This is a genomic window from Paracoccus aerius (assembly GCF_014656455.1).
Taxonomy (GTDB): domain Bacteria; phylum Pseudomonadota; class Alphaproteobacteria; order Rhodobacterales; family Rhodobacteraceae; genus Paracoccus; species Paracoccus aerius.
Genome location: NZ_BNCL01000007.1, coordinates 47658 through 74154 on the forward strand (window position 1 = coordinate 47658; position 26497 = coordinate 74154).

Genomic DNA, 26497 nt, shown 5'->3' on the forward strand with positions numbered 1-26497 from the left:
TCCGCAACGCTTCTTAGTACGCAGCGACAAAAATCGATGCTTAGTAGCTGAGGCATTCGAGTAAGCTTCGGCACTGACCAATTGGCACTTTTGCTCATCAACGTCAGCAACTGTGGAGTTTTTAGTTCGCCATGCGCCTTCTCCTGTCAAGCCAGTGGGTAGGCTTGCCCCAGTGCTAACCCGAGCACCGGGTCGGTACATGTACATTTTCAACCGTTTACCGGATGGAGGGTGGTATAGCGGGTAAAGCGGAAAAAAGCCGCTTTTTACTAACGAAATCAATGATTATTGGCGGAGAGGGTGGGATTCGAACCCACGGAACCCGTGAAGGCTCAACGGTTTTCGAGACCGCCCCGTTCGACCACTCCGGCACCTCTCCGCGCTTTTGGGGTGGTGAGGCGGGGATTTAGAGGGGTAGGGGTTGAAGCGCAAGTGCTTTCTGTCGAAAAAACACCTGTATCAGGAAAGGATGCCCGATGCTGCGGTTCTTGTGTTTCTGCTTTCTGGTCGCCTTCGCACAACCCGGTCATGCGCAGCCCGCGCCGCCCGCCCCGCAGCACCAGCAGGCGGCACGGATCCTGTGGGAGGTGATGCAGCTTGACCAGCTTGCGCCCACCCTGCGCGACGAGGCCCTGGCCGAGGGTCGCGAGATGGCCGCGACCATGTTTCCGCGCGGCGGGACCGGCCGGTGGCTGGAACAGGTTGCGGCGATCCATACGCCCGCGCGCATCCGCGCCTTGTTCCTGCGCGGGGTTGCCGAGGCGCTGCCCTCGACCGATCCGGCGCATCTTCAGGCAGGGCTTGCCTTCTACCGGACCGGCCTGGGGCGGCAGCTTCTGGCCCTGGAGACCCGCGCCCGCGTCGCCATGCTGGACGACAAGGTCGAGGAGGCCGCGCGCCGGGCCTGGGAACAGGCGCAGCGACAGTCCACACCCCGCGCGGACCGAATCGAGCGCCTGATCCAGGCCGCCGACCTGATCGAGCCGAACGTGGCGGGCGGCCTGAACGCCTCGGTCGCCTTTGCCCGCGGGTTCGAGGCGGGCGGAGGCTTTCCGATGCCCATGGGCGAGGACCAGATGATCGCCGACGCCTGGGCCGAGGAACCGCGGATGCGGGCCGACACGGAAAGCTGGATCGGCGCCTATCTGTTCCTGGCCTATGCGTCCCTCAGCGACGCGCAGCTGGACCTTTACACGATCTTCGCCCAGTCGGACGGGGGCCGGGCCTTGGCGCGCGTGATGTTTGCAGGGTTTGACGGCGTGTTCACGCGGACCTCGCAGGACATGGGCCTGGCCGCCGCCGCGGAACTGAGGGGGCGCCAACTGTGAGCGGCACCGTTCTTCTGGTGGGCGTCCTGGCCCATCCCGACATGCTGCAGGTCCTGGGCCTGGATGGCCGGTCCGAAGTCCTGCCGGGCAGGCTTGCAGGCGGCGCGCGGGCCGGGATCGACAAGGACGGCTGGCCCCGGCTCGAGGGGGGCGGGGGGACCGTTCGCGCGGTCCGGGTCACGCCCAATCCGGCCCTGGATCGATATTCCGCCGTGATGGATCTGAAGCCGCGAAACGGCATCCTGGGCCTGGGCGATGGCAAGACCGAGGGCGAGGCGCAGCCTGCCCTTGCCGCCGGAATCGCACGGCATATCCTGACCGCGCCCCCAGATCGGCCCGCCGGGGATATCGCCAAGCGGCTGACGATGATCGGGGTGATTGCGGCCTCGGAACTGCGGGGGTCGGAAAGCCCTTATTCCGGCAGCCCGCTGGTCGATCGTCGCGCGCCCGAGGATGTCCAGATCCTTGAACAGCACGAAGCCTATGGCGGCTTCTTCTCGGTCCAGGTCTGCAAGCTGCGGCATCGGACCCATGCGGGCGGGATGACCCCGGACCTGCCTCGCGAGGCGCTTGTGTCAGGTGATGCGGTCGTGGTGCTGCCCTGGGATCCGGTCCGCGACCGCGTGCTTCTGATCGAGCAGTTCCGCATGGCCCCAGTGTTCCGCCGCGACCCGCAGCCCTGGCTGCTAGAGGCCGTCGCCGGTCGCGTCGACGCGGGCGAGACGGTCGAGCAGGCAGCCCTGCGCGAGGCGCGCGAGGAAGCGAACCTGCCGCTGACCCGCCTGTTCCCGGCGATCCACCACTATCCCAGCCCCGGTGTGCTGGGCGAATATCTCTATCTTTATGTCGGCATCGCCGATCTGCCCGACGGGATCGAGGGCGTCCACGGCTTGGAAACCGAAGCCGAGGACATTCGCGGTCATGTGATCGGCCGCAGCGACCTGGCCCGGATGGCCATGTCGGGTCAGGTGGCAAACGGCCCCCTGGCCATGCTGTCGCTGTGGCTGGAACTGCGAAAGGACACGATCCGGGCTGCGCTTGGGCAGGTCTGAACAGGGGGGCGGGGTTGTGCCCTGGCGGGGGCCATGTGTAGTTAGCGCGGAACTTGATCCAGACCGGAAGGTTGCTTGACCATGCGAATTTGCCCCGACCTGGCCGACATGATCGGCAACACGCCCCTGATCCGCCTGCGCCAGGCCAGCGAGGCGACGGGCTGCGAAATCCTGGGCAAGGCCGAGTTCATGAACCCCGGCCAGTCGGTCAAGGATCGCGCCGCGCTCTACATCATCAAGGACGCGGTGGCCCGCGGCGCGCTGCGGCCCGGCGGCACGATCGTGGAGGGCACTGCGGGCAATACCGGCATCGGGCTGGCGCTTGTCGGCGCCTCGATGGGCTTCCGCTCGGTCATCGTGATCCCGGAAACCCAGAGCCAGGAGAAAAAGGACATGCTGCGCCTTGCCGGCGCGCATCTGGTCGAGGTTCCGGCGGCCCCCTACAAGAACCCCAACAACTATGTCCGCTATTCCGGCCGCCTGGCTGAGGCGCTGGCCCGAACCGAACCCAATGGCGCGATCTGGGCCAACCAGTTCGACAACACCGCCAACCGCCAGGCCCATGTGGAAACCACCGGCCCCGAGATCTGGGACCAGACCGGCGGCAAGGTCGACGGCTTCATCTGCGCGGTGGGTTCTGGCGGCACGCTGGCGGGCGTGGCCGAGGCCTTGCAGCCCAGGGGCGTGAAGATCGGCCTGGCAGACCCCGAAGGCGCGGCGCTGCATTCCTTTTATACCACGGGCGAGTTCGATGCGCCCGGAAGCTCGATCACCGAAGGCATCGGGCAGGGGCGCATCACCGCGAACCTGGAGGGTTTCACCCCGGACTTCAGCTATCGCATCCCCGACGCCGAGGCGCTGCCGGTGGTCTTCGACCTGCTGGAACACGAGGGCCTTTGCCTGGGCGGCTCATCGGGCGTCAACGTCGCGGGCGCGATCCGCATGGCGCGCGACATGGGGCCGGGCCACAGGATCGTCACGATCCTGTGCGACTATGGCAACCGCTACCAGACCAAGCTGTTCAACCCGGACTTCCTGCGTGCCAAGGGCCTGCCCGTGCCTGGCTGGCTGACCCGCGAAGCGGCCGACATTCCCGAAGTTTACGAAGGCTGACCCCCATGATCCGTGCGTTCCTGGCTGTCGTCCTGACGGTCCTGACCCTCCATGTGTCTCCTGCCTGGGCGCAAGAACCGACGGTTCCCAATTACCAGACCTGGGAACGTGTCGCGACCCAGAGCGAGGAACTGGCCGGCAATGCCGACACGCCGGCTGCGCAACTGAACGACATCCGTGCCCGCGTCGTCGAATGGCGCAGGCAGTTCGAGGATGCGCAGGGGATCAACGCCGACCGCATCGCCACGGTGGAGGGGCAGATCGCCTCCTTGGGTCCGGCGCCGGCCGAAGGGGCCACGGAACCCGAGGACATCGCTGCGCGCCGCGCGGAATTGCAGGCGCAGCTTGCCGAATTGCAGGCCCCCCGCCTTGCCGCAGTCGAGGCTTTCAGCCGGGCCGACGCCTTGATCCGGCGGATCGACCAGGTGTTGAGCGAACGGCAGGTCAGCGAACTGGCAAGGCTTTCTACCTCGCCGGTGCTGCCGGGCAACTGGCTGCTGGCGGCATCGGAGACGACCCGGCTGGTCAACGGGATCTGGGAAAACACCGGCCAGCGGATCAACGAACGCGCCACATGGAACGAGATTCGGCCCCGGTTGCCGCAGGTCGCCGGATATCTGATCGCGGCGCTGCTGCTGCTGACGCTGGGACGGCATTGGGTGGAAACGCTTCCCTCGCGCCTGTCGGCGCGGGCGATGGATTATTCGCGCGCCGTGGTGGCCTTTGTCGTGTCGCTGGCTCAGATCGTGCTGCCGATGATCGGGATCTATCTGCTGATCAGCGCCCTGACGGCGACAGAGATCTTTGGTCCCTGGACGCGGCCTTTCCTGGACGCCTTGCCCGTCGCGGCGGTGATCCTGTTCGGGGCCGCCTGGCTGGCACGGCAGTTGTTTCCCACAAAGTCGGTCGCCTATGACACGCTGAACGTTCCCCCGGAAAAACGCCAGAATGCACGCTGGCTGATCAATTCCCTGGCGCTTGCCCTGGCGGTCCATCATGTCGCCTCGGTCGCCTTCCTGCCGCTGTCGGGCCTGGCCGAGCGGAACGCCCGGCTAGAGCGCGTGCCGCTGGATTTCGCCGAAGGCGCGGCCGTTGTCTGGCATTTCGTGCTGATCGTGATCGCGGGGGCACTGCTGTTCAAGCTGGGCGTGATCCTGCGCCGGTTGAAGCCTTGGCCCGACCAGCCCGGCGCCAGCTATCGCCATCGCGTCCTGTCCTTTGCGGGCACGCTGAGCCGGCCGCTGGCCATCGCGGCGGTGATCGCTGCGGCCATCGGTTACGTCAATATCGGCAACCTGCTGATCTGGCCCTGGATCCAGACCCTTGCCATGCTGGGCCTGCTGATCCTGCTGCAGGACTTCATCGCGGACCTGTTCAACATGCTCAAGCGCGGCCAGGAAGGCGCGCGCGACGGGCTGGCGCCGCTGCTGATCGGTTTTGCCCTGGTCTTGCTGTCGATCCCGATCTTCCTGCTGATCTGGGGTGCGTCGGGCAACGAACTGGCAGAATACTGGAACCGCTTCCGGCAGGGCATCACCCTGGGCGGCGTGCGCCTGTCGCCCGGCGCGGTGCTGATGTTCCTGCTGGTCTTTGCCATCGGCTATTCCATCACCCGCGCGGTGCAGGGGGCGATGCGCACATCCGTCCTGCCGAAGACCAAGCTGGATCCGGGGGGCCAGAACGCCCTTGTGTCCGGCATCGGCTATATCGGCATCATCCTGGCGGCGCTGCTGGCGATCACCTCGGCCGGGATAAACCTGTCGTCCTTTGCCATCGTCGCCGGTGCGCTGTCGGTCGGCATCGGTTTCGGCTTGCAGAACATCGTGTCGAACTTCGTGTCGGGCATCATCCTGCTGATCGAGCGGCCGGTGGGCGTGGGCGACTGGATCGGCGTGGGCACGCAGCAGGGCATCGTCCGGCGGATCTCGGTCCGGTCCACCCAGATCGAGACCTTCGACCGCCAGCAGGTGATCATCCCGAACGGCGACCTGATCACGCAGCAGGTCACGAACTGGACGCGCGGCAGCCTGATGGGGCGCATCACCATCACCGTAAGCGTGGCTTACGGCAGCGATACCCGCCGGGTGTCCCAAATCCTGCGCGAGATCGCCGAGGACCAGCCGACCGTCACCATCGATCCGGCCCCCTTTGTGCTGTTCAGCGGCTTTGGCGCGGACGGCCTTAACTTCAGCATGTATGTCGTCGTGACCGACGTGAACGGCAAGGGCGCCGTCCAGAACGAGATCAACCACCGCATCGTCGAACGCTTTGCCGAGGAAAACATCGAGATCCCCTATGCGCAGCGCGACATCTGGCTGCGCAACCCCGAAGCGTTGAAAGCCTCGGTTCCGGCGCCAAGGCTGCGGTCCACGCCCGAGGAGGGCGACGGGGTTCCAGCGGACCGCAAGGCCGTGGCCGAGGACGAAACAGAAGCGCCTGCTTCGGACAGGCGATAGGCTTTGGCGTGCAGGGGCGGAACGCCGGAGGCTTCTAGCGCCCGACCGGATCCACATCGGCCAGTCCCTCGCGCGACAAAAGGATCGCGACGGGGCGCAGCCAGGGGATGTGCCAGCAGACGATCATCACCGCGACCATGATCGGCACGGCCAGGAAGGCGCCCGCGATGCCCCAGATCGCGCCCCAGAAGGCCAGCGACAGGATGATCCCGAAGCTGGACAGCTGAAGCGTCTGGCCGGTCAGCATCGGGTCCAGGATATTGCCCAGCACGAAGTGGACCAGCAGACAGGCAAAGCCCACGGCGATGGTGGCGGTCGAATCGCCTGTCAGCACGAAGGCCAAGGCCACCGTGATCCCCCAGGCGATGACCGAGCCGATATTGGGGATGAAGTTCAGCACGAAGGTCAGCAGCGCCATCGCCATCGCCAGTTCCAGCCCGGCCACCACATAGATCAGCCAGACACCGGCGGCGGTCAGCGCGCTGACGAATGTCTTGACCACCAGGTATCGGTTCACCCGCCGCATGATCGAGGCCATGATCAGCCGCACGCGCAGCGCCTGGTCGGGATCGCCCGTCAGCCGTTCGACCTTGATCGGCAGCCAGGCGCGTTCCGCGAACATGAAGCCCACGAACAGGATCACCAGCAGGCTACCCGACAAGAGCCCCGAGGCCTGTCCTGCAAGCGAGCGCAGCCATCCGGTGATGTTGAACTCGGTCAAGGCCGCCAGAAGCCGCGTCTGCGCCTCGGGGCCGAAACGCTCGATCAGGGCCGTCAGCGCCACCTGCACGGATTCGGCATAGGTGATGGCGCGGCCCACGACCTCGTTGACCTGGGACATGATCGTGGTGGACAGCCATATCAGCCCCAGCGTGATGCCGATCAGCGCCAGCGTGGTGGCAAGCCAGTTCGGCACCTTCAGCCGGGTCGAGATCGCGTGGATCGCGTCCGAGGTCAGCGAGAACAGGATCACCGCGATCGCAAGGCAAATCAGCACGAAGCGCGCCTGGAACAGCAGGAACAGGACCAGCGAAAAGGCGATGATGCCCAGGAACCCCGTCTGGAGCCTTTGGCGCAGCACATCTTCGCTGGATGGGGTCAAGCTGTCCTCACGTGGAAAAAGGGCCCGGACGATGCCGGGCCCTGGTTCATGCGTCGGGCGCTTCCTCGGTATCGCCCTGTTCGGCGATCCGCGCGACCGAGACCACTTCTTCGCCCGCGGCAGTACTGAAGACCCGGACACCGCCCGCGCTGCGCGACCGGAAGCTGATGCCGTCCACCGGCACCCGGATCGACTGGCCCGTGGAAGTCGCCAGCATGATCTGGTCGTCCATTTCCACCGGGAAGCTGGCGACAAGCGCGCCGCCCCGCATGGCCTTGTCCATGGCCATCACCCCCTGGCCGCCGCGCCCGCGCACCGGATAGTCATGGCTGGAACTGATCTTGCCCGCGCCCCCTGCCGTGATGGTCAGGATCAGATCCTCGGCCGCCGACATTTCGGCATAGCGTTCCTGGGTCACCGCGCCCTCGGCCACGGCTTCCTCGTCCTCGTCGGCCTCGGCCCCGTCGTCCAGGGCGCCTTCGACCGCGCGGCGCATCTTCAGATAGGCGGCGCGTTCGGCTGGATCGGCCTCGAAGTGGCGGATCACGGACATGCTGACCACGCGGTCGCCATCGGCCAGCCTGATGCCCCGGACGCCCGTGGAATCGCGGCCCTTGAAGACGCGCACATCGGTCGTCGGGAAGCGGATAGCCCGGCCAAGCGCGGTGACCAGCATCACGTCGTCATCCACCGTCGCCATGCGAACGCCAACCAGTTCCACGCCATCAGGCAGCTTCATGGCGATCTTGCCGTTGGACCGCACATTGGCGAAATCCGACAAGGCGTTGCGGCGCACGTCCCCATCCGAGGTCGCAAAGACCGCTTGATAGTTCTCCCATTCGGTTTCCGGCGCATCGACCGGCATCAGCGCGGCGATGGACACGCCCGGCTCGATCGGCAGGATGTTGACGATGGCCTTGCCCTTGGCGGTCCGCCCGCCCAGCGGCAGCCGCCAGGTCTTCAGCCGATAGACCATGCCGTCCGTGGTGAAGAACAGCAGTTCGGTATGGGTATTGGCGACGAACAGCGTGGTGACCACGTCGTCTTCCTTGGTCGCCATCCCCGACAGTCCCTTGCCGCCACGACGCTGCGACCGGAACTCGGCCAGGGCCGTGCGCTTGATGTATCCACCCGAGGTGATGGTGACGACCATGTCCTCGCGCTCGATCAGATCCTCGTCCAGCATGTCGCCGGACCATTCGGTGATCTCGGTCCGCCGGGGCACAGCGAACAGTTCGCGCACCTCGCGCAGCTCGTCGCTGATGATGCCCATGATCCTTTCCCGCGACCCCAGGATCGCCAGATAGTCGCGGATCGAATCGGCCAGTTGCTGCAATTCGCTGGTGACTTCCTGGACGCCAAGCTGGGTCAGGCGCTGCAGGCGCAGGTCCAGGATCGCGCGGGCCTGGGTTTCGGACAGGTTATAGGTCCCGTCCTCGTTCACCGGATGCAGCGGATCGTCGATCAGGCGCAGGTATTCCAGGATGTCATGGGCCGGCCAGCGGCGTTCCATCAGCCGCTCGCGCGCCTCCGCCGCGTCAGCCGAGGACCGGATCGTCGCCACGACCTCATCGACATTGCTGACGGCCACGGCCAGGCCGCACAGCACATGGCTGCGTTCGCGGGCCTTGCGCAATTCGTATGCGGTGCGGCGGGCGACCACTTCCTCGCGGAAGGTGATGAAGTGGGTCAGGAAGTCGCGCAGCGTCAGTTGTTCGGGCCTGCCGCCGTTCAGCGCCAGCATGTTGCAGCCGAAGCTGGTCTGCAGCGCGGTAAAGCGGAACAACTGGTTCAGCACCACGTCTGGCGTGGCGTCGCGGCGCAGTTCCACAACGACGCGCACGCCGTGGCGGTCGGATTCGTCCTGAACCGAGGCGATGCCTTCGACCCGCTTTTCCTTGGCCAGTTCCGCGATGCGTTCGATCAGGCTGGACTTGTTGACCTGATAGGGAACCTCGTCGATGACGATGGCCCAACGGTCCTTGCGCAGTTCCTCGATATGCGTCCTGGCGCGGATGATGACGCTGCCCCGGCCTTCCAGATAGGCCTTGCGCGCGCCGGACCGGCCCAGGATCAGCGCCCCGGTGGGAAAGTCGGGGCCGGGAATGATCTCCAGCAGGCGCTCGGTCGGCAGGTCGGGGTTGTCGATCAGTTCAAGGGTGGCGTCGATCACCTCGCCCAGGTTGTGGGGCGGGATGTTGGTCGCCATGCCGACGGCAATGCCGCCCGCGCCGTTGACCAGCATGTTCGGGAAGCGCGCGGGCAGGACGGTGGGTTCGCGGTCCTTGCCGTCGTAGTTGTCCTGGAAATCGACCGTGTCCTTGTCGATGTCCATCAGCAGGAAGTTCGCGGGCTTGTCCATGCGCACCTCGGTGTAACGCATGGCGGCGGGGGGATCGCCGTCCATCGACCCGAAGTTGCCCTGGCCGTCCAGCAGCGGCAGCGACATCGAGAAATCCTGCGCCATCCGCACAAGCGCGTCATAGATCGCCGCGTCGCCATGGGGGTGGTACTTGCCCATCACATCGCCCACGGGCCGCGCCGACTTGCGATAGGCCTTGTCGGGCGTGTTGCCGGATTCGTCCATCGCGTACAGGATGCGGCGATGCACGGGCTTCAGACCGTCGCGCAGGTCGGGGATCGCCCGGCTGACGATGACCGACATGGCATAGTCCAGATACGAGGTCCGCATCTCGGCGCTGATGTCGATCATCGGCCCGTCATGGGGCATCACCTGACGGGTCGGAGCGGTGGTTTCGTCACCCGCCCCGGGCGTCTCGGGCAGGTCGTCTTCGGGGGTGTCGGCCACGGGATTTCCTCAACATCTTGTTGAGTTACATATAGGTGACCCAAGCCCCGGAGGCAATCTTGGGGCCGCGTTTTCAGGCCTGTTTCGCCCGTTTTGCCGCCATTCCCCACATGATCGCCAAGCCTGCCGAAAAGATCGCGTTCCAAGCCGCCATCGACAGGCCCAGGAAGCGCCAGGCGACCTCGTCGCAGCGCACCACGGGGGCGTTCTGCAACCGCGTCATCAGATCCTGGGGGGACATGGTGGCAAGGTTGCCGATGGTCCCGGAACAATGCGACGGGCCTGCCCACAGCTTCCACTCGACGCCGGTGTGATAGATGGCAAGGCCCATCGCAATGCCCGCCGCGATCATGCCCAGGACCGCCAACGCCCGCACCCGGCCCGTCCACCAGACCAGCAACGCCACGGCGATCGCCGCGACATGGGGCCAGCGTTGCAGGATGCACAATTCGCACGGGGCATAGCCGACGGCCTGAAAGCCAAGCGCGGCGATCAGCAGCGCCGCCGACCCGGCCCCGGCCAGCAAGGAAAGTTGTCGTTCGTCCATGATATTCCCCGGTCTGTTCCGGCCTTGTGGATCGGCCCAGCGGGCGCCCGCGTCAAGCGCCTTGCAGTTCCGTCGCAGCGCTGTGATCGTGAAGGCGAAGGCCCCTTTGCGGAACCCGCTGGACGGGCCGGTGTTTTGGTGATGACGGCCCCGCGGCATGGGGCCAAAGGAGGTCTCGGCACATGCGATGGCGTGGACGGCGCGGCAGCAGCAATATCGAGGATCGGCGCGGCATGGGTGCCGGCGGGGCAGGGGGCGTTGGCATCGTCGGGATGCTGGCGATCCTGGCCGTGGGCTATTTCTTCGGCATCGACATCTCGCCGGTGGTGCAGGGCCTGGATCAGGGCCGGCCGCAGGAAAACCGCGCCATCACCCGCGAGGAACAGGAATGGGGCGAATTCGTGTCGGTCACGCTGGCAGACACCGAGGAGGTCTGGGGCCAGGTCCTGCCGCAGCAGGCTGGCATCGACTATGCCGAACCCCGGCTGGTGCTGTTCAGCGGCGTCGTTCAGTCGGCCTGCGGGGGTGCGTCCTCGGCGATGGGCCCGTTCTATTGTCCGAACGACCAGCGGGTTTACCTGGACACCGACTTCTTCGACATGATGGCAAGCCGGATGGGGGCAGGGGGCGATTTCGCCTATGCCTATGTCATCGCGCATGAGGTCGGCCACCATGTCCAGAACCTGACCGGCGTGCTGGGTGAAACACAGCGCCTGCGCAGCCAGTTGAGTGAGCGGCAGGCCAACCAGATCTCGGTCCTGACCGAACTTCAGGCCGATTGCTATGCGGGCATCTGGGCGCGGCAGGCGCAGCAGCGTTTCGGCACCCTGGAGGCTGGTGACCTGGAAGAGGCGATGTCCGCGGCCGAGGCCGTGGGCGACGACGTGATCCAGTCGAATGCGGGCCGGACGCCGGTGCCCGACAGCTTTACCCACGGCAGCGCGGCGCAGCGGCAGGAATGGCTGATGCGCGGCTTCAACTCGGGCGACATGGCCCAATGCGACACATTCAGCGCGGCAGGAAACTAGCCGCAACAGGAGGAAAGACGATGCTGACGACGTTGACGATCCTGACCCTGGCAACCGGTGCGCTGATGCTGCGCCGCCGCCCCCAGCCGAAGCCCGTGCCGGTGCGCCGCCGCCGCTAGCGCGGAAGGCGCGGCGCCCGGCCTTCGTCCAGCGTGGCCCATTCGGGCCAAAGCTGCAGCCATTCAAGCGCCGCGATCGCAAGGCCCGCCGCCACGATCAGCAGCACCAGCCTGACGGTGCGCGCGCTTGGCGGGTTTCGCGCCCATTTCGATGCCCGAAGCAGCCAGATCAGGTTGTTCACGGCAACGCCCTCCTGCTAGATCGGGGCGACTCGATCAGAGAGCGGGTCGCCTTTCAAGACCGAACCTGCGAGACTGCTTTGCCCCATCATCAGGATTCCCGCGACCTTCCCTATAGCGCCCGGCAGATGTACGACCTGGTCGCGGACATCGAAAGCTATCCTCAGTTCCTGCCCTGGAACAGCGCCGCCCGCATCCGGTCCCGCGACGAACGCCCCGACGGATCCGAGGAGATCGCGGCGGATCTGGTCATCAGCTTCAAGGTCTTCCGCGAACGCTTCGGCAGCCGCGTGGTGCTGTGGCCCCAGGAGGAACCGCTGCGGATCGACACCGAATATCTGGACGGCCCGTTCAAGTACATGCGCAGCGGCTGGACCTTCGCCGACCGTCCCGAAGGCGGCTGCCATGTCGAGTTTTTCGTGGATTTCGAGTTCCGCAACGCGATCCTGCAAAGGCTTATCGGCGTCGTCTTCCACGAGGCGATGGTGCGGATCGTGCGGGCCTTCGAGGCCCGCGCAAAGGTGCTTTATGGCGCGGACGCCGGCAAGGTGGGGTAAGACCCTCGCCAACCGGGTGGCATGGCGGGGCGTTACCCCCACCAGACCATGTCAGGTCAGTGCGGCCTTCAGCGCCTCGGCCCGGTCCGTCTTTTCCCAGCTGAAGGCCGTGCCCCGGTTCAGCTGGTAAGGCTGGCGCCCGAAATGCCCGTAGCTGGCGGTGGGGCGATAGATCGGGTGCAGCAGGTCCAGGTCGCGGATGATGGCGAAGGGGCGCAGGTCGAAGACCTCTCGCACCGCTGCCACGATCCTGTCATGCGCGACCGTTTCCGTCCCGAAGGTATTCAGGCTGATCGACGTGGGCTGCGCCTCGCCGATGGCATAGCTGACCTGGATCTCGCAGCGGCTGGCAAGTCCGGCCGCGACGATGTTCTTGGCGACCCAGCGGCCGGCATAGGCGGCCGAGCGGTCCACCTTGGACGGATCTTTGCCCGAGAACGCGCCACCGCCGTGGCGGGCCATGCCGCCATAGCTGTCCACGATGATCTTGCGCCCGGTCAACCCGCAATCGCCGACCGGCCCGCCGATCACGAACTTGCCGGTCGGGTTGATGAAATACTTGGTGTTGTCCGACAACCATTCGGCGGGCAGCACCGGCTTGATGATCTCCTCGATCACGGCCTCGCGCAGGTCGGACAGGGTGATTTCCGGGTTGTGCTGCGTGGACAGCACCACCGCGTCGATCGCCTCGGGGCGGCCATCCGCACCATAGCGCAGCGTCACCTGCGACTTCGCGTCCGGGCGCAGCCACTTCAGGGTGCCGTCGCGGCGGACCTTGGCCTGCCGTTCCACCAGACGATGCGCATAGGTGATGGGGGCCGGCATCAGCACGTCGGTTTCGTCCGAGGCATAGCCGAACATCAGCCCCTGGTCGCCCGCGCCCTGGTCTTCAAGGTTGTCGCGATCGACGCCCTGATTGATCTCGGGCGACTGCTTGCCGATGATGTTGATGACCGAGCAGGTCGCGCCGTCGAAACCGACGTCCGACGAGGTATAGCCGATGTCGTTGATGACACCGCGCACGATGCTTTCCAGGTCGACCCAGGCATTGGTCGAAATCTCGCCCGAGATGATGGCGACGCCGGTCTTGACCATCGTCTCGCAGGCCACGCGAGCGCGCGGATCCTCGGCCAGGATGGCGTCGAGGATCGCGTCGGAAATCTGGTCGGCGATCTTGTCGGGATGGCCCTCGGAAACGGATTCCGAGGTAAACAACGAATATTCCATGACTCAGTACCGGTAATGATCTGACTTGAAAGGACCTTCGGGCGTCACGCCAATATAGTCGGCCTGTTCGCGCGACAGTTCTGTCAGCTTGGCGCCCACCTTGTCCAGATGCAGCCGAGCGACCTTTTCGTCGAGCGCCTTCGGCAGGATATAGACCCCCGGCGCATATTCGTCGCCCTTGGTCCACAGCTCGATCTGGGCAAGCACCTGGTTGGTGAAGCTGGCCGACATCACGAAGGACGGATGGCCCGTGGCATTGCCCAGGTTCAGCAACCGGCCCTGGGACAGCAGGATGATGCGGTTGCCCGAAGGCATCTCGATCATGTCTACCTGGTCCTTGATGTTGGTCCACTTGTGGTTGCGAAGCGCCGCCACCTGAATCTCGTTGTCGAAATGGCCGATATTGCCGACGATCGCCATGTCCTTCATCTCGCGCATATGCTCGATGCGGATGACGTCCTTGTTGCCGGTGGTGGTGACGAAGATGTCGGCGGTGGCGGCCACGTCTTCCAGCAGGACGACCTCGTATCCGTCCATCGCGGCTTGCAGGGCGCAGATCGGGTCCACTTCCGTCACCTTGACGCGCGCGCCCGCGCCGCGCAGGGACGCGGCCGAGCCCTTGCCCACGTCGCCATAGCCGCAGACCACGGCGACCTTGCCGGCCATCATCGTGTCGGTGGCGCGGCGGATGCCGTCGACCAGCGATTCCTTGCAGCCGTATTTGTTGTCGAACTTGGACTTGGTGACGCTGTCGTTCACGTTGATCGCGGGGAAGGGCAGCAGGCCCTTCTTGTGCAGGTCATAAAGGCGATGGACGCCGGTGGTGGTTTCCTCGCTGACGCCTTTGATGGCGTCGCGCTGGCGGGCGAACCAGCCGGGCGTCTCGGCGATCCGGCGGCGGATCTGCGCGAACAGCGCCTCCTCCTCCTCGCTGGTCGGCACGTCGATCAGGCCGGTCTCGCCCGCCTCGACCCGGGCGCCCAGCAGGACATACATCGACGCGTCGCCGCCGTCGTCCAGGATCATGTTCGCCGTGCCCTCGGCGAACTGGAAGATCCTGTCGGTATAGGCCCAGTATTCGGCCAGCGTCTCGCCCTTGATGGCGAAGACCGGCACGCCGGTCGCGGCGATCGCGGCCGCGGCATGATCCTGGGTCGAATAGATGTTGCAGGACGCCCAGCGGACCTCGGCGCCAAGGGCCGTCAGCGTCTCGATCAGCACGGCGGTCTGGATCGTCATGTGCAGGCTGCCTGCGATCCGCGCGCCCGCCAGGGGCTTGGCCGCGCCGTATTCGGCGCGCAGCGCCATCAGGCCGGGCATTTCCGTTTCGGCGATGTCCAGTTCCTTGCGGCCGTAACCGGCCAGCGAGATATCCCTGATGATGTAGTCGGTCACGGCGGTTCGTCTTTCGTCTATTCTTGCAACCCTGCCCGGATAGCCCAAGCGGGCCGGAATCGAAAGGGAAAAGGGATATGCCCTGGCGCCCCTATGTGGCTGCGGCGGAACCCCAGATCCGCCGCAGCCCGGAGGACGGCGGTGCGCCGCACATCCCCCTTTGATGCGACAAGCCTTCGCAAGTCGGGGAAAGACCCTCCCGACGCCAGGTTGTCAAAGGAATCTGAAAATAGGTTTAAGCCGGGGCGCGGCCTTGGCGGGCCGACTGCACAGGCTCGAAAGGCGTTTTACAAAACGCGTGGCGGCCCGACGGCATCAGCCGCCTTTCCGCCGAAGCTTCACCGTCGCGGTCCGGGCGATCCGCTGCACGAAGTCCGACAAGGCCTGTTCGGCGGCTTCCAAGGGCGTGCGGGCGGGCCGCAATGCCTCGACCCGGCCATCGACGACCATCTGGGCAAGGCCATAAACGAAGATGCGCGAGGACATCACCAGCATCGGGATGTCCTCGTCATCGCGAAGACGCCCTGCGTCGCGGGCGCGTTCCAGCATCCGCGTCATCAGGTCGATCACCGAATCGAGGTAGCGCCGCAGTTCCGGCACCCGACCCACGTTCAGACTGGGGTGGCTTGCGATCATCCGGAACTGGATGCGGTGGTCGGCTGCCCAGCGGATATAGGCCTTTCCAAGCGCCAGGAACTGCCCGACCGCATCACCGGGATCGACCTTGACGACCGCCTTGGTGCAGGAATCCATCAGGCGCACCAAGGCTTGTTCGGCCACCGCCAGAAGCAGGCTGTGCTTGTCGGGAAAGATGCGCTGCAGGTCGGACGGGTCGATCCCCAGGCGCGCTGCAACCTGTTCCAGATCCGGATCTCGCCGGTCCAGATCATCCATCATCTGAAGGGTCGCCACCACGGCCTGCCCATGCAGGCCAAGCCCCCTCATGATGTCGTCATGTCTGCTCACGGCACGATCCTGATCAACCACGCTCATGTCAGGGCCGACCCGGGGCGTCATGCGACGGATGTTCCCTGACACGGAACGAACCACGTTCACCAAGGTTCCCCGCCAAGCCACCGATCCGGCTGGACAGGATCCTGGCGGTCCTGCCGGCAGCTATGCCGGAACGGCCGAGGAAACCCGGTGAACAACGACTGAACATAACCACTGACGATCCCGACACGGGGCCCATGAAACAAGGTAACACGCAGCAAGGCTGCTGCGAACTTCGCTAAAACGACAGGTCGCGTCCCGGCCTAGCCTTCCGCGCGGGATTGGCGCTTGCGTTCGTGGGGATCCAGGAAACGCTTGCGCAGGCGGATGTTCTTGGGCGTCACCTCGACCAGCTCGTCGTCGTTGATATAGGCGATGGCTTCTTCCAGCGACATGCGGACCGGGGGCGTCAGGCGCACGGCCTCGTCGGTGCCGGACGCGCGGACGTTGGTCAGCTTCTTGCCCTTGAGCGGATTCACTTCCAGGTCGTTGTCGCGGCTGTGTTCGCCGATGATCATGCCCTGATACAGTTGTTCCTGTGCGCCGATGAACATCTTGCCGCGGTCTTCCAGGTTCCACAGCGCATAGGCGACGGACACGCCGTCCTCCATGCTGATCAGCACGCCCTGGCGGCGGCCCTGGATTTGGCCCTTGTAGGGGGTCCAGCCGTGGAAGATGCGGTTCAGCACGCCGTTGCCGCGCGTGTCCGTCATGAATTCGCCGTGATAGCCGATCAACCCCCGGGACGGCACATGGGCGACGATCCGCGTCTTGCCGTGGCCTGCCGGGCGCATGTCGACCATGTCGCCCTTGCGTTCGCCGGTCAGCTTCTCGATGACGACGCCGGTATAGTCGTCGTCCACGTCGATGATGACTTCCTCGACCGGCTCAAGCCGCTGACCGTCCTCCTCGCGGAAGATCACGCGGGGGCGGCTGATCGACAGCTCGAAGCCCTCGCGGCGCATGTTCTCGATCAGGACGCCCATCTGCAATTCGCCCCGGCCCGAGACGATGAAGGCGTCGCCGCCCGGCGTATCCTCGACCTTGATGGCGACGTTGACCTCGGCCTCGCGCATCAGGCGCTCGCGGATGACGCGGGACTGGACCTTCTTGCCGTCCTGGCCGGCCAGAGGGCTGTCGTTGATGCCGAAGGTCACGCTGATGGTGGGCGGGTCGATCGGCTGGGCGGGCAGGGCGGTATCCACGTCAAGCGCGGCAATGGTGTCGGCCACGGTGGCCTTGGACATGCCGGCCAGGGTGACGATATCGCCGGCCTGCGCCTCGTCGATGGGGGTCTGTGTCAGGCCGCGGAAGGCCAGGACCTTGCTGATGCGGAACTGTTCGATCCGTTCGCCGTCGCGCGACAGCGCCTTGACGGTGTCGCCGGCCTTGGCGCGGCCAGCCTCGACCCGGCCGGTCAGAAGACGGCCCAGGAAGGGATCGGCCGACAGCGTGGTCGCCAGCATCTGGAAGGGCTCGGTCGACCGGGCGATCTGCTTGGGCGGCTGGACGTGGGACAGGATCAGGTCGAACAGCGCCGACATGTCCTTGCGCGGACCGTCCAGCGTTTCGTCCGCCCAACCGCCGATGCCCGAGGCGTAGACATGCGGGAAATCCAGTTGCTCGTCATTCGCGCCCAGGTTGGCGAACAGGTCGAAGACATCGTTCAGCGCGTTGTCGGGTTCGGCTGCGGGCTTGTCCACCTTGTTCAGCACCACGATCGGGCGCAGGCCCAGGGCAAGCGCCTTCGAGGTGACGAACTTGGTCTGCGGCATCGGCCCTTCGGCCGCGTCGACCAGCAGGCAGACGCCGTCGACCATGGACAGGATGCGCTCGACCTCGCCGCCGAAATCGGCGTGGCCGGGGGTGTCCACGATGTTGATCCGCGTGCCCTTCCATTCGACCGAGGTGGCCTTGGCAAGGATGGTGATGCCGCGTTCGCGTTCGATGTCGTTGCTGTCCATCGCACGTTCGGCGACGGCCTGGTTTTCGCGGAAGGACCCGGATTGACGCAACAGCTGGTCGACCAGGGTCGTCTTGCCGTGGTCAACGTGAGCAATGATGGCGATGTTGCGGATATCCATGGGCGACCTTTTCAATTTGCGGTCGCCCTAAACAATCGCGGGCAAAAACACCAGATGAAAACTGGAAAACGGCCGCTGCCTGCCGACGCAACGGAAAACCCCGCCACGTTGGGTGGCGGGGGCGTCCGGGACAGGATGCCGGTCCATCGGCCTTTGCCAATGCCGGCTGCAGGGATGCGTCAGCCGTCCGTGCAAGTCGTCTTAGCGAAGGCCAAGAAAGGACAGGATGAACAGGACGACGACGACCAGGCCGACGATGTAGATGATGGAATTCATGGGTTGTCTCCGCTGATGATTGCGTCCGAGGTTCGGATTTTCCGAACGGCGTCATCGTGATAACGCGAATGTGCAACCGAGGTTCCCGGCCCGCTGCCTGTCAGCCGATCCGGCGCGGCAGCCAGCCCAGGCCTTGCGCCGTCAGCCCGGCGGGATTGTATTCGGCGCTGACCCAGCCCTTGTAGCCGGAATGATCCAGGGCCGCGAAAAAGCCCTGGTGGTCGATCATGCCGCCGCTTGGCTCGTGCCGCCCCGGAACGCTTGCGATCTGGATATGGCGGATGATCGACGCGTGCCTGCGCCAGGTCGCCATCGCGTCGCCGGTGATCAGGTGCGCGTGATAGCTGTCGAACTGCAAGCCCAGGTTCGGCGCGCCGACCTCGGCGATCAGCTCGGCCGCAAGGCCGAAGTCGGCCAAGAAATAGCCGGGCTGGTCCTTGGGGTTCAGCGGCTCGATCGTCAGGCTTACATGGGGCGCGCGGGCCGCAGCCCAGGCCAGGTTGCGGGCAAAGCTGTCCTGTGCCTCTGGCCCCTGGGCATAGCCCGCCATGATGTGGATGTGCCGCGCCCGCAGCGCGCCCGCAAAACGCAGGGCGCGGTCGAAGTCGCTGCGGAAACGGTCCTCTCGTCCCGGCTCGGCGGCGAAACCGCGCGGGCCGCCGGCCCAGTTCGGCGGGGGAGTGTTCATCAGAACGAATTCCAGCCCCGCCGAGATCGCCGCACGCGACAGGTCGCGAGCAGGGATGTCATAGGGGAACAGGATCTCTGCCCCCTCGAAACCCGCATCCGCCGCGGCCGCGAATCGGTCCAGCATCGGCAGTTCGGTGAACAGCATGGTCAGGTTGGCGGCAAACCGGGGCATCAGGGCTCCAACGGGAAGAAGACGCCCTGCGACCGGATTCCCGCGCGTCCGTCCTGTTCGGTGGCGGCGGCGGCAAGGCGGTAGAAGGTCTTGCGGTCGATCAGCGCCTCCATCCCGGCGCGGACATGGACATAGGGGCGCGGTTCGTCAGCCGTTCCTCGCAGGGTGATCGGGTTCTCCGGCCCCGCCGTGACCCTGTCCCCCACATTCGTGGTGAAGGCCACGGCATCGGCCACGATATCCGCATCGACGGCCACGAAGGGTGCGTCGGCAACCCGGATCCCCACCTTCTCGACCGGGGTGACCAGGAAGAAGCGGTCCCCCTCGCGCTTGAGGATGGTAGAGAACAGCCGCACCATCGCGGGCCTGCCGATGGGTGTGCCTTCGTGGAACCAGGTGCCGTCGGCGCGGATCTCCATGTCCAGGTCGCCGCAGAAGGGCGGGTTCCACAGATGCACCGGCGGAAGGCCGCCCTTGGCCACCTTGCTGGCTGCTGCGGCAATGCCCTCGGCGCTCACAGCTTTGTCACCGCGATCTGCCATTCCTTGTAGTCGTCTTTCGGTTATCCCCTTATGGTCTGGTGTAGAGCAGTCAGGGGGCATTGTCATGGCTTCGGATGAAAGTCTGGTGCAGCGGGTCGAACAGCTAGGCCAGACCCTCGGCAATGCCCGTTCCAGCATCGAACAGAAATTCGTGGGCCAGCACCAGGTGGTCGAACAGGTGCTGGCGGCGATCCTGTCGGGCGGCCACGCGCTGCTGGTGGGCCAGCCGGGCTTGGGCAAGACGATGCTGGTCGATACGCTGTCGACGGTCCTGGGCCTGGGCAGCCAGCGGATCCAGTTCACGCCCGACCTGATGCCCGCCGATATCCTGGGGTCCGAGGTTCTGGATGTGCTGCCCGACGGCAGCCGCGCCTTCCGCTTCATCGAAGGCCCGGTCTTCACCCAGCTTCTGATGGCGGACGAGATCAACCGCGCATCCCCCCGCACCCAGTCAGCCCTGCTGCAGGCCATGCAGGAGCGGGAGGTCACGATCAGCGGCCAGCACCGCCCCCTGGGCCGGCCCTTCCACGTGCTTGCCACCCAGAACCCGATCGAGCAGGAAGGCACCTATCCGCTGCCCGAGGCGCAGCTTGACCGCTTCCTGCTGCAGATCGACGTGGACTATCCCGACCGCGACACGGAACGGCAGATCCTTCTGGCCACCACCGGGGTCGAGGATGCGCGCGCCCATGCGGCCTTCGACGCCGAGGGTCTGATCGCCGCGCAGCGCCTGATCCGGCAGATGCCCGTGGGCGAGGGCGTGGTCGAGGCGATCCTGGATCTGGTCCGCTCCTGCCGTCCGGGCGGGGCGGAAACGGCCCCCTTCCTGGGCGACAGCCTGATGTGGGGGCCGGGACCGCGTGCCGCGCAGGCGCTGATGCTGGTGACCCGCGCGCGTGCCGTGCTGAACGGCCGCTTTGCCCCGACGCTGGAAGATGTCGAGGCGATGGCCGCCCCGGTCCTGCGCCACCGCATGGCGCTGTCCTTCTCGGCCCGCGCGCGGGGCGAGACGGTGGACGGCGTGATCGGTCAGTTGCTGGACGACCGGCTCGGGGCGCGCCAGGCCGCATGACCGCGTCGCCCGCCGACCTCCGCGCCAGGGCGCAGACGGCAAGCGGACACCTGCCCGCGCTGATCCTGTCCGCCGAACGCCTGGCCGCGATGATCGCGCCCGGCGCCCACGGGTTGCGTCGGGGCGGTCCGGGCGAGGATTTCTGGCAGTATCGCCCCGCCGGGCCCGGCGATACCGCCCGATCCATCGACTGGCGCCGCTCGGCCAGGTCCGACACCCAATTCGTCCGCGACCGAGAGGCGCAGACCGCGCAGGCGGTGGGCTTGTGGATTTCGGCCGGGCAGGGGATGGGCTATGCGGGGGCCGCCGACCGCCCGACCAAGTCCGACCGCGCGCAGCTTCTGGCCCTGGCCCTGGCAATGGTGCTGTTGCGCGGGGGCGAGAAGGTGGGGCTTCTGGGCCAGCCTGCCCGCGCGGGCCGGGTCCAGGCGGACCGGCTGGCGGAACAGATCGCGACAATGGTGGCCGCGCGGGGCGACGCCGATGCGCCCCCGGTCGATCTGCTGCGCCCCAACCAGCGGCTGGTGATCCTGTCGGATTTCCTGGACGATCCAGCCTGGGTCCAGGGGTTGCTGTCCCGCGCCGCCGGGATTGGCGTGAAGGGCGTGCTGATGCAGGTTCTCGACCCCGACGAGGAGGTATTTCCCTGGTCCGGCGCGGTCCTGTTCCGGTCGCTGTCTGGCGCGATCCGCCATGACAGCCGCGACGCGGGCGGGTTGCGCGAGGCCTATCTGGCCCGCCTGTTCGAACGCCGCGACTGGCTGCGCCGTCAGGCAACCGGCGCGGGCTGGCAGTTCGGCCACCATTGCACCGGCCACCCGCCCGCCACGGCCTTGAGCTGGCTTTATCAGGTGCTTGCCGACTGATGCTGATGCTGGGTCCCATAGGCTTCGCGGCCCCCTGGGTGCTGACCGCGCTGATCGCGCTGCCGATCCTGTGGGTGATCCTGCGCGCCCTGCCGCCCGCGCCGCGCCTTGTGGCCTTTCCGGGCGTGGCGCTGCTGCGCGGCTTGCTGGACCGCGTGCCGGTCGCGCGGCGGACGCCGTGGTGGCTGCTGCTGCTGCGCCTTGCCGCCGTCGCCGCGCTGATCCTGGCCTTTGCCGGGCCAAGCTGGAAGCCGGTCATGGCATCGGGGCAAAGCGGGCCGCTGCTGGTGGTCCTGGATGCGGGTTGGGCTGCCGCGCCCGACTGGCCCGCGCGCCTGACCCGCGCCGAATCCGCCCTGACCCAGGCCGCCGCCGACGGCCGCCCCGCCGCGCTGCTGCTGGCCGACGGGCAGGCGGCGCAGGGCGCGCTGCCCTTTGCCCCCGCCGATACCTTGCTTGCGGGCCTGCGGGCCGCGCAGCCCGCCGCCTGGCCAACTGGCCTGCCCGACGATCCCGCCGCCTTGCTGGCCAATGCGCCCGAGGGCCAGCTTGCGACCCTGTGGATCACCGACGGGCTGGATCACCCGAACCGCGCCGCCTGGCTTGGGGCGCTGTCCCAGCGTGGCCCGGTGACCGTCGTCCCGCCTGCCCGCGCTCTCCGGTCCCTGTCGCTGCACGAGGGCGAAACGCCCTCGCTGACGCTGGCCGCGACCGACGACTTGGCACCCGCCATCCTCGCCATCGGTCCCGACCCGCAGGGCGTCGAACGCGAACTGGCCCGCCTGACGCCCGGAGAGGCCGCGACCGCCGCCGGCGTCACCACCCGCCCCACCGCGATCGACCTGCCGCCCGAACTTCGCAACCGCATCACCCGCTTCCAGATCGAGGGCGAGGCCCATGCGGGCGCGGTCGTGCTGGCGGATGACCGGGTGAAGCGCCGCAAGGTGGGCCTTGTGGGCGAGGCGGATCGCCAGGCCGAGGGCCAGCAGCTTCTGTCCCAGCTTCACTACCTGCGCCGCGCCTTGACGCCCACGACCGATCTGGTCGAGGGTGGGCTGGGCGACGTGCTGAACACCGCGCCCGACGTGATCGTGCTGGCCGACCAGGTTGATCTGGCCGAGGCCGATGACCTTGCCGCCTGGGTGGACGAAGGCGGGCTTCTGATCCGCTTTGCCGGTCCGCGCATGGCCGCCTTCGAGGGTTTGCAGGACGAACCCCTGATCCCCGTGGCCCTGCGCCAGGGCGGGCGCGACATTGGCGGCGCCCTGTCCTGGGGCGATCCGCGCGGCATCGCGCCTTTTGCCGCCGACGGTGTATTCGCGGGCCTGACCGCGCCCGAGGATGTGGCGGTTCGCGCGCAACTGATGGCGCAGCCCGCCCCCGAACTGGCCGAACGCACATTGGCCGCGCTTTCGGACAACACGCCGCTGGTGACCCGTGCCCGGTTGGGGCAGGGGCAGGTCGTGCTGTTCCATGTCACGGCCAATGCAGAATGGTCGAACCTGCCGATCTCGGGCCTGTTCGTCCAGATGCTGGACCGGCTGGTCCAGACCGCCCGCGTTACCCCGGCCCAGGAAGCCGCCGACGACCGCGAACAACCTTTCTGGACGCCGGAAGAGGTTCTGGACGGCTTCGGCCGCGCCTCGCCCGCCGAAGGGATGGCCCCTGTCGCGGCGGCGGATCTGGCGCTTGGCGCGGGCCCGGACCGCCCGGCTGGCATTTATGCCGCAGGCGAACGCAGGGTGGCATTGAATGCCGGCGGGCCGCTGGTCCTGGCCCAATGGCCCGGCGCCGCGGTGGAAGCCGTGGGCACAACCGGCGGGCGCGACCTGAAGGGCGTGCTGCTCGCGTTGGCCGCGCTGATCCTGGCTGTCGATGCGCTTGGCTCGGCCATGCTGGCGCGGGGTGGACGCGTTGCTGCTGCGGGACTGCTGCTGGCGCTGCTGGTCCAGCCCGGCCCGCCCGCCATGGCGCAGGACGTGAACCCGGAACTGGCCCGCGCCGCCAACGAGGTCGCCTTGGCCTATGTGGTCACGGGTGACGACCGCGTCGACGAAGCCTCGCGCGAAGGGCTGCGGGGCCTGTCGATGCTGTTGTCGCAGCGGACCTCGGTCGAGCCGGGCGATCCGGTTGCCATCGACCTGGACCGGGACGAACTCTCGGTGCTGACCTTCCTGTATTGGCCGATCACCGACAGCCAGCCCGCGCCTTCGCCCCAGGCCTATGTGCGGCTGAACCACTTCATGCGTTCGGGCGGGATGATCCTGTTCGACACGCGCGACGGCGACGTGACCGGCGTGGGGGGCCCCGATATGTCGCAGGCGCTGCAAGCCCTTGCGGCGCCGCTGGAGATACCGCCGCTGGCGCCGGTGCCGGACGACCACGTCCTGACCCGCAGCTTTTACCTGATGTCGGATTTTCCGGGCCGCTGGCAAGGCAACCCGGTCTGGCTGGAAGCGCCCCCTGCGGGCGCCGAGGCGGCCGAGGGCGTGCCCTTCCGTCAGCTCAACGACGGCGTCAGCCCGGTCGTGATCGGCGGCAATTCCTGGGCCGAGGCCTGGGCCGTGGATGAGAACGGCTATCCCACCTTTCCCATCGGCGGCGGCTGGGAAGGCGAGATGCAGCGGGAGATGGCCTTCAGGTTCGGCGTGAACCTGATCATGTATGTGCTTACGGGCAACTACAAATCCGACCAGGTCCATGTGCCCGCCCTGCTGGATCGGATGCGGACCGAGGAGACGCTTGGCCCATGACCCAGCTTCGCTTCGACCCGCTGCTGCCCTGGTGGGCAATTGCCGCCCTGGCCGTGCTTGCGCTGCTGGTGGCAGGCTTCGCGCTGTGGCGCGGCCTGCGGGGCTGGGCCTGGCGCGGGCTTGCAGGCCTTGCGGCCGCCCTGGCCCTGGCTGGACCCGCGCTGGAGATCGGCAGCCGGGCCGGGCTGTCGGACATCGTGATCCTGATCGACGACAGGTCGGCCAGCCAGACCCTGCCGGAACGGACCGCACAGGCGGATGCCGCGGTGGACGCCATGACCCGCCAGATCGCCGCGCTGCCCGATACAGAACTGCGCCGCGTGACGGTGAGGGACAACGACGACGGCACGCTGCTTGCGACCGAGATGGCCCGCGCCATCGCCGCCGAACCCGAAACCCGGCTTGCAGGCGTCATCACCGTCACCGATGGCCGCCTGCACGACCCCGCGATGCTGCCCGCATCCGTTCCCGCGCCGGTCCATGTCCTGCTGACCGGCCGCCCCCAGGACTGGGACCGCCGCCTGGTGATCGAGGAGGCGCCTGCCTTCGGCCTGATCGACCAGGAAGTCACCATCCGCCTGCGGATCGAGGATCAGGGCGCCGTCCCGCCCGAGGCGCAGACGGGTTCGGTCAACCTGCGCCTGTCGCTTGACGGTGAGGACGAACAGGTCGTGGCCGTTCCCCTGGGCCAGCCGATCAGCCTGCCGCTGGTGCTGGATCACGCGGGCCAGAATGTCGTGCAGATCGGCTTCGACGCGCCCGAGGGGGGCGAGTTGACCGACAGGAACAACACTGCCGCGATCAGCATCAACGGCGTCCGCGACCGCCTGCGCGTGCTGCTGGTGTCGGGCGAACCCCATGCCGGCGAACGCACCTGGCGCAACCTGCTGAAATCCGACGCGGCGGTCGATCTGATCCACTTCACCATCCTGCGCCCGCCCGACAAGTCGGACGGCGTGCCGGTCAACGAACTGTCGCTGATCGCCTTCCCGACCCAGGAACTGTTCATGGAGCGGATCGGCGATTTCGACCTGATCATCTTCGACCGCTACAGCGTGCGGGGCATCCTGCCGCCGGATTACTACCTCAACATCGCCCAATATGTCGAAGACGGCGGGGCGATCCTGGTATCTGCCGGACCCGAGATGGCCGGGGTGGAAAGCCTTTACCTGTCGCCCTTGGGCCGCATCCTGCCCGCCCGCCCGACTGGCCGCGTCCTGGAAGAACCCTTTCTTCCCCGCCTGACCGAGGACGGGCAGCGCCATCCCGTGACCGCCGCCCTGCCTGGCTCCGAAGGCGACGATCCCAGCTGGGGCCGCTGGCTGCGCATGGCGACGGTCCAGCCCGACCCCGAAGCGCAGGTGGCGATGACCGGCATCGACGACGAGCCGCTGCTGATCCTGGACCGGGTGGGCGAGGGGCGGGTGGCGCTTCTGACCTCGGACCAGGTGTGGCTGTGGGGGCGCGGTTTCGAAGGCGGCGGGCCGCAGCTTGAACTGCTGCGCCGCATCGCCCACTGGTCGATGAAGGAGCCCGAGCTTGAGGAAGAGGCGCTTCTTGCCGACGTCTCGGGTGATCTTGCAGTCCGCTTCACGCGCCGCACCATGGGCGACAGCGCCGGCCCGCTGGTGGTCACCCGCCCCGACGGCCAGACCGAGGAAGTTGCGCTGACCGAGGCCGGGCCGGGCCGTTTCACAGCCGACTGGACCGCGCCTGAACCGGGCCTCTACCGCCTGCAGGACGGCGATCTGCGTCGCGTCCTGGCCCTTGGCCCGGCGGCGCCGCGCGAGTTCGAGCAGACGGTGGCGGACGCGGGGGCACTGCAGCCGCTGGTGGACGCGACAGGCGGCGGCGTGGTGTCGCTGTCGGACGGCATCCCCGACCTGCGCAGCGTGGCGCCGGGCCGAAACGCCCACGGCGCGGCGGCCCTGGGCGACTGGATCGCGATCACCCCGCGCGAGGCGGCCTCGGTCACCGGGCTGGAACGGCGGCCGTTGCTGCCCGGCTGGGCCTGGCTGATCCTGGTCGCAGGGCTGATCCTGACCGGCTGGCTGCGCGAGGGACGGCCCGGCAAGGCCGCGCCCACGGCCCGACCGGCATCCGGCTGAACGCTTGCCAAGGGGCAAGCGCATTGCT

At 67.0% G+C, this 26497-nt stretch carries 21 protein-coding genes and 1 tRNA gene; 11 read left to right on the forward strand and 11 right to left on the reverse strand.

Annotated elements, in window-relative coordinates:
- Positions 1–289 precede the first annotated feature (289 nt).
- Positions 290–379 (reverse strand) — tRNA-Ser (locus IE224_RS10055).
- Between the two features lie 97 nt (positions 380–476).
- Between IE224_RS10055 and IE224_RS10060 the strand changes: the two genes are divergently transcribed.
- The 4 genes from IE224_RS10060 (at position 477) to IE224_RS10075 (ending at position 5949) form a co-directional block, all read left to right on the forward strand.
- The gene (locus tag IE224_RS10060; protein ID WP_191310039.1) at positions 477–1328 is read left to right on the forward strand and encodes a hypothetical protein; all 852 of its coding nucleotides are present in this window, start codon (positions 477–479) and stop codon (positions 1326–1328) included.
- Entirely contained in the window at positions 1325–2380 is a 1056-nt protein-coding gene (locus tag IE224_RS10065; RefSeq protein WP_229849324.1) for an NUDIX domain-containing protein, read from the forward strand. Before IE224_RS10060 ends, IE224_RS10065 begins: the two co-directional genes overlap by 4 nt.
- A gap of 81 nt (positions 2381–2461) precedes the next feature.
- Positions 2462–3493, forward strand: coding sequence for a cysteine synthase A (locus tag IE224_RS10070; protein WP_191310256.1), 1032 nt, complete (start codon positions 2462–2464; stop codon positions 3491–3493).
- A 5-nt stretch (positions 3494–3498) separates the two neighbouring features.
- Positions 3499–5949, forward strand: a complete 2451-nt coding sequence (locus IE224_RS10075; protein WP_191310041.1) for a DUF3772 domain-containing protein — start codon at positions 3499–3501, stop codon at positions 5947–5949.
- 34 nt (positions 5950–5983) lie between these two features.
- On the opposite strand, the gene IE224_RS10080 is transcribed toward IE224_RS10075, so the two are convergent.
- From IE224_RS10080 to IE224_RS10090, 3 genes are all read right to left on the reverse strand, one after another.
- On the reverse strand, positions 5984–7051 hold the full coding sequence (locus IE224_RS10080) for an AI-2E family transporter (protein WP_229849325.1): 1068 nt from the start codon (positions 7049–7051) through the stop codon (positions 5984–5986).
- Between the two features lie 46 nt (positions 7052–7097).
- Positions 7098–9782 carry a DNA gyrase subunit A gene (gene gyrA / locus IE224_RS10085; protein WP_191310260.1) on the reverse strand — a complete coding sequence of 895 codons (2685 nt, stop codon included), beginning with the start codon at positions 9780–9782 and terminating at the stop codon, positions 7098–7100.
- Between the two features lie 151 nt (positions 9783–9933).
- Complete coding sequence (locus tag IE224_RS10090; RefSeq protein ID WP_191310043.1) at positions 9934–10407, reverse strand: disulfide bond formation protein B; 474 nt, start codon at positions 10405–10407, stop codon at positions 9934–9936.
- 182 nt (positions 10408–10589) lie between these two features.
- Between IE224_RS10090 and ypfJ the strand changes: the two genes are divergently transcribed.
- The gene (gene ypfJ / locus IE224_RS10095; protein WP_191310045.1) at positions 10590–11435 is read left to right on the forward strand and encodes a KPN_02809 family neutral zinc metallopeptidase; all 846 of its coding nucleotides are present in this window, start codon (positions 10590–10592) and stop codon (positions 11433–11435) included.
- A gap of 115 nt (positions 11436–11550) precedes the next feature.
- On the opposite strand, the gene IE224_RS10100 is transcribed toward ypfJ, so the two are convergent.
- A complete protein-coding gene (locus IE224_RS10100) occupies positions 11551–11736 on the reverse strand; it encodes a hypothetical protein (protein WP_167621510.1) in 186 nt (61 codons plus the stop codon).
- Between the two features lie 78 nt (positions 11737–11814).
- Here IE224_RS10100 and IE224_RS10105 point away from each other — a divergent pair, with 78 nt between their 5' ends.
- Entirely contained in the window at positions 11815–12291 is a 477-nt protein-coding gene (locus IE224_RS10105) for a type II toxin-antitoxin system RatA family toxin (protein WP_167621511.1), read from the forward strand.
- Between the two features lie 51 nt (positions 12292–12342).
- On the opposite strand, the gene metK is transcribed toward IE224_RS10105, so the two are convergent.
- The 4 genes from metK to typA form a co-directional block, all read right to left on the reverse strand.
- Positions 12343–13518 carry a methionine adenosyltransferase gene (metK, locus tag IE224_RS10110; RefSeq protein WP_191310047.1) on the reverse strand — a complete coding sequence of 392 codons (1176 nt, stop codon included), beginning with the start codon at positions 13516–13518 and terminating at the stop codon, positions 12343–12345.
- A 3-nt stretch (positions 13519–13521) separates the two neighbouring features.
- Positions 13522–14913 carry an adenosylhomocysteinase gene (gene ahcY, locus IE224_RS10115; RefSeq protein ID WP_191310049.1) on the reverse strand — a complete coding sequence of 464 codons (1392 nt, stop codon included), beginning with the start codon at positions 14911–14913 and terminating at the stop codon, positions 13522–13524.
- Positions 14914–15228: 315 nt separating this feature from the next.
- Positions 15229–15879, reverse strand: coding sequence for a TetR/AcrR family transcriptional regulator (locus tag IE224_RS10120; protein ID WP_191310051.1), 651 nt, complete (start codon positions 15877–15879; stop codon positions 15229–15231).
- 290 nt (positions 15880–16169) lie between these two features.
- Positions 16170–17990, reverse strand: coding sequence for a translational GTPase TypA (gene typA / locus IE224_RS10125; RefSeq protein WP_167621515.1), 1821 nt, complete (start codon positions 17988–17990; stop codon positions 16170–16172).
- Here typA and IE224_RS10130 point away from each other — a divergent pair.
- Entirely contained in the window at positions 17913–18326 is a 414-nt protein-coding gene (locus IE224_RS10130; protein ID WP_191310276.1) for a hypothetical protein, read from the forward strand. The genes typA and IE224_RS10130 overlap by 78 nt on opposite strands.
- A gap of 40 nt (positions 18327–18366) precedes the next feature.
- Here the strand turns inward: IE224_RS10130 and IE224_RS10135 are convergent, their stop codons facing one another.
- Positions 18367–19128: a hydroxypyruvate isomerase family protein gene (locus IE224_RS10135; protein WP_167621516.1), complete on the reverse strand. Its 762-nt coding sequence runs from the start codon at positions 19126–19128 to the stop codon at positions 18367–18369.
- Positions 19128–19670, reverse strand: a complete 543-nt coding sequence (locus IE224_RS10140; RefSeq protein ID WP_191310053.1) for a DUF1285 domain-containing protein — start codon at positions 19668–19670, stop codon at positions 19128–19130. Before IE224_RS10140 ends, IE224_RS10135 begins: the two co-directional genes overlap by 1 nt.
- Before the next feature lie 64 nt (positions 19671–19734).
- On the opposite strand from IE224_RS10140, the gene IE224_RS10145 reads away from it, so the two are divergent.
- The 4 genes from IE224_RS10145 to IE224_RS10160 are packed head-to-tail and all read left to right on the forward strand — an operon-like array spanning position 19735 to position 26469.
- Complete coding sequence (locus IE224_RS10145) at positions 19735–20742, forward strand: AAA family ATPase (RefSeq protein WP_191310055.1); 1008 nt, start codon at positions 19735–19737, stop codon at positions 20740–20742.
- Positions 20739–21608, forward strand: a complete 870-nt coding sequence (locus tag IE224_RS10150; RefSeq protein WP_191310057.1) for a DUF58 domain-containing protein — start codon at positions 20739–20741, stop codon at positions 21606–21608. Before IE224_RS10145 ends, IE224_RS10150 begins: the two co-directional genes overlap by 4 nt.
- A complete protein-coding gene (locus tag IE224_RS10155; RefSeq protein ID WP_191310059.1) occupies positions 21608–24361 on the forward strand; it encodes a DUF4159 domain-containing protein in 2754 nt (917 codons plus the stop codon). Before IE224_RS10150 ends, IE224_RS10155 begins: the two co-directional genes overlap by 1 nt.
- Positions 24358–26469, forward strand: a complete 2112-nt coding sequence (locus tag IE224_RS10160; RefSeq protein WP_191310061.1) for a hypothetical protein — start codon at positions 24358–24360, stop codon at positions 26467–26469. Before IE224_RS10155 ends, IE224_RS10160 begins: the two co-directional genes overlap by 4 nt.
- Positions 26470–26497 lie beyond the last annotated feature (28 nt).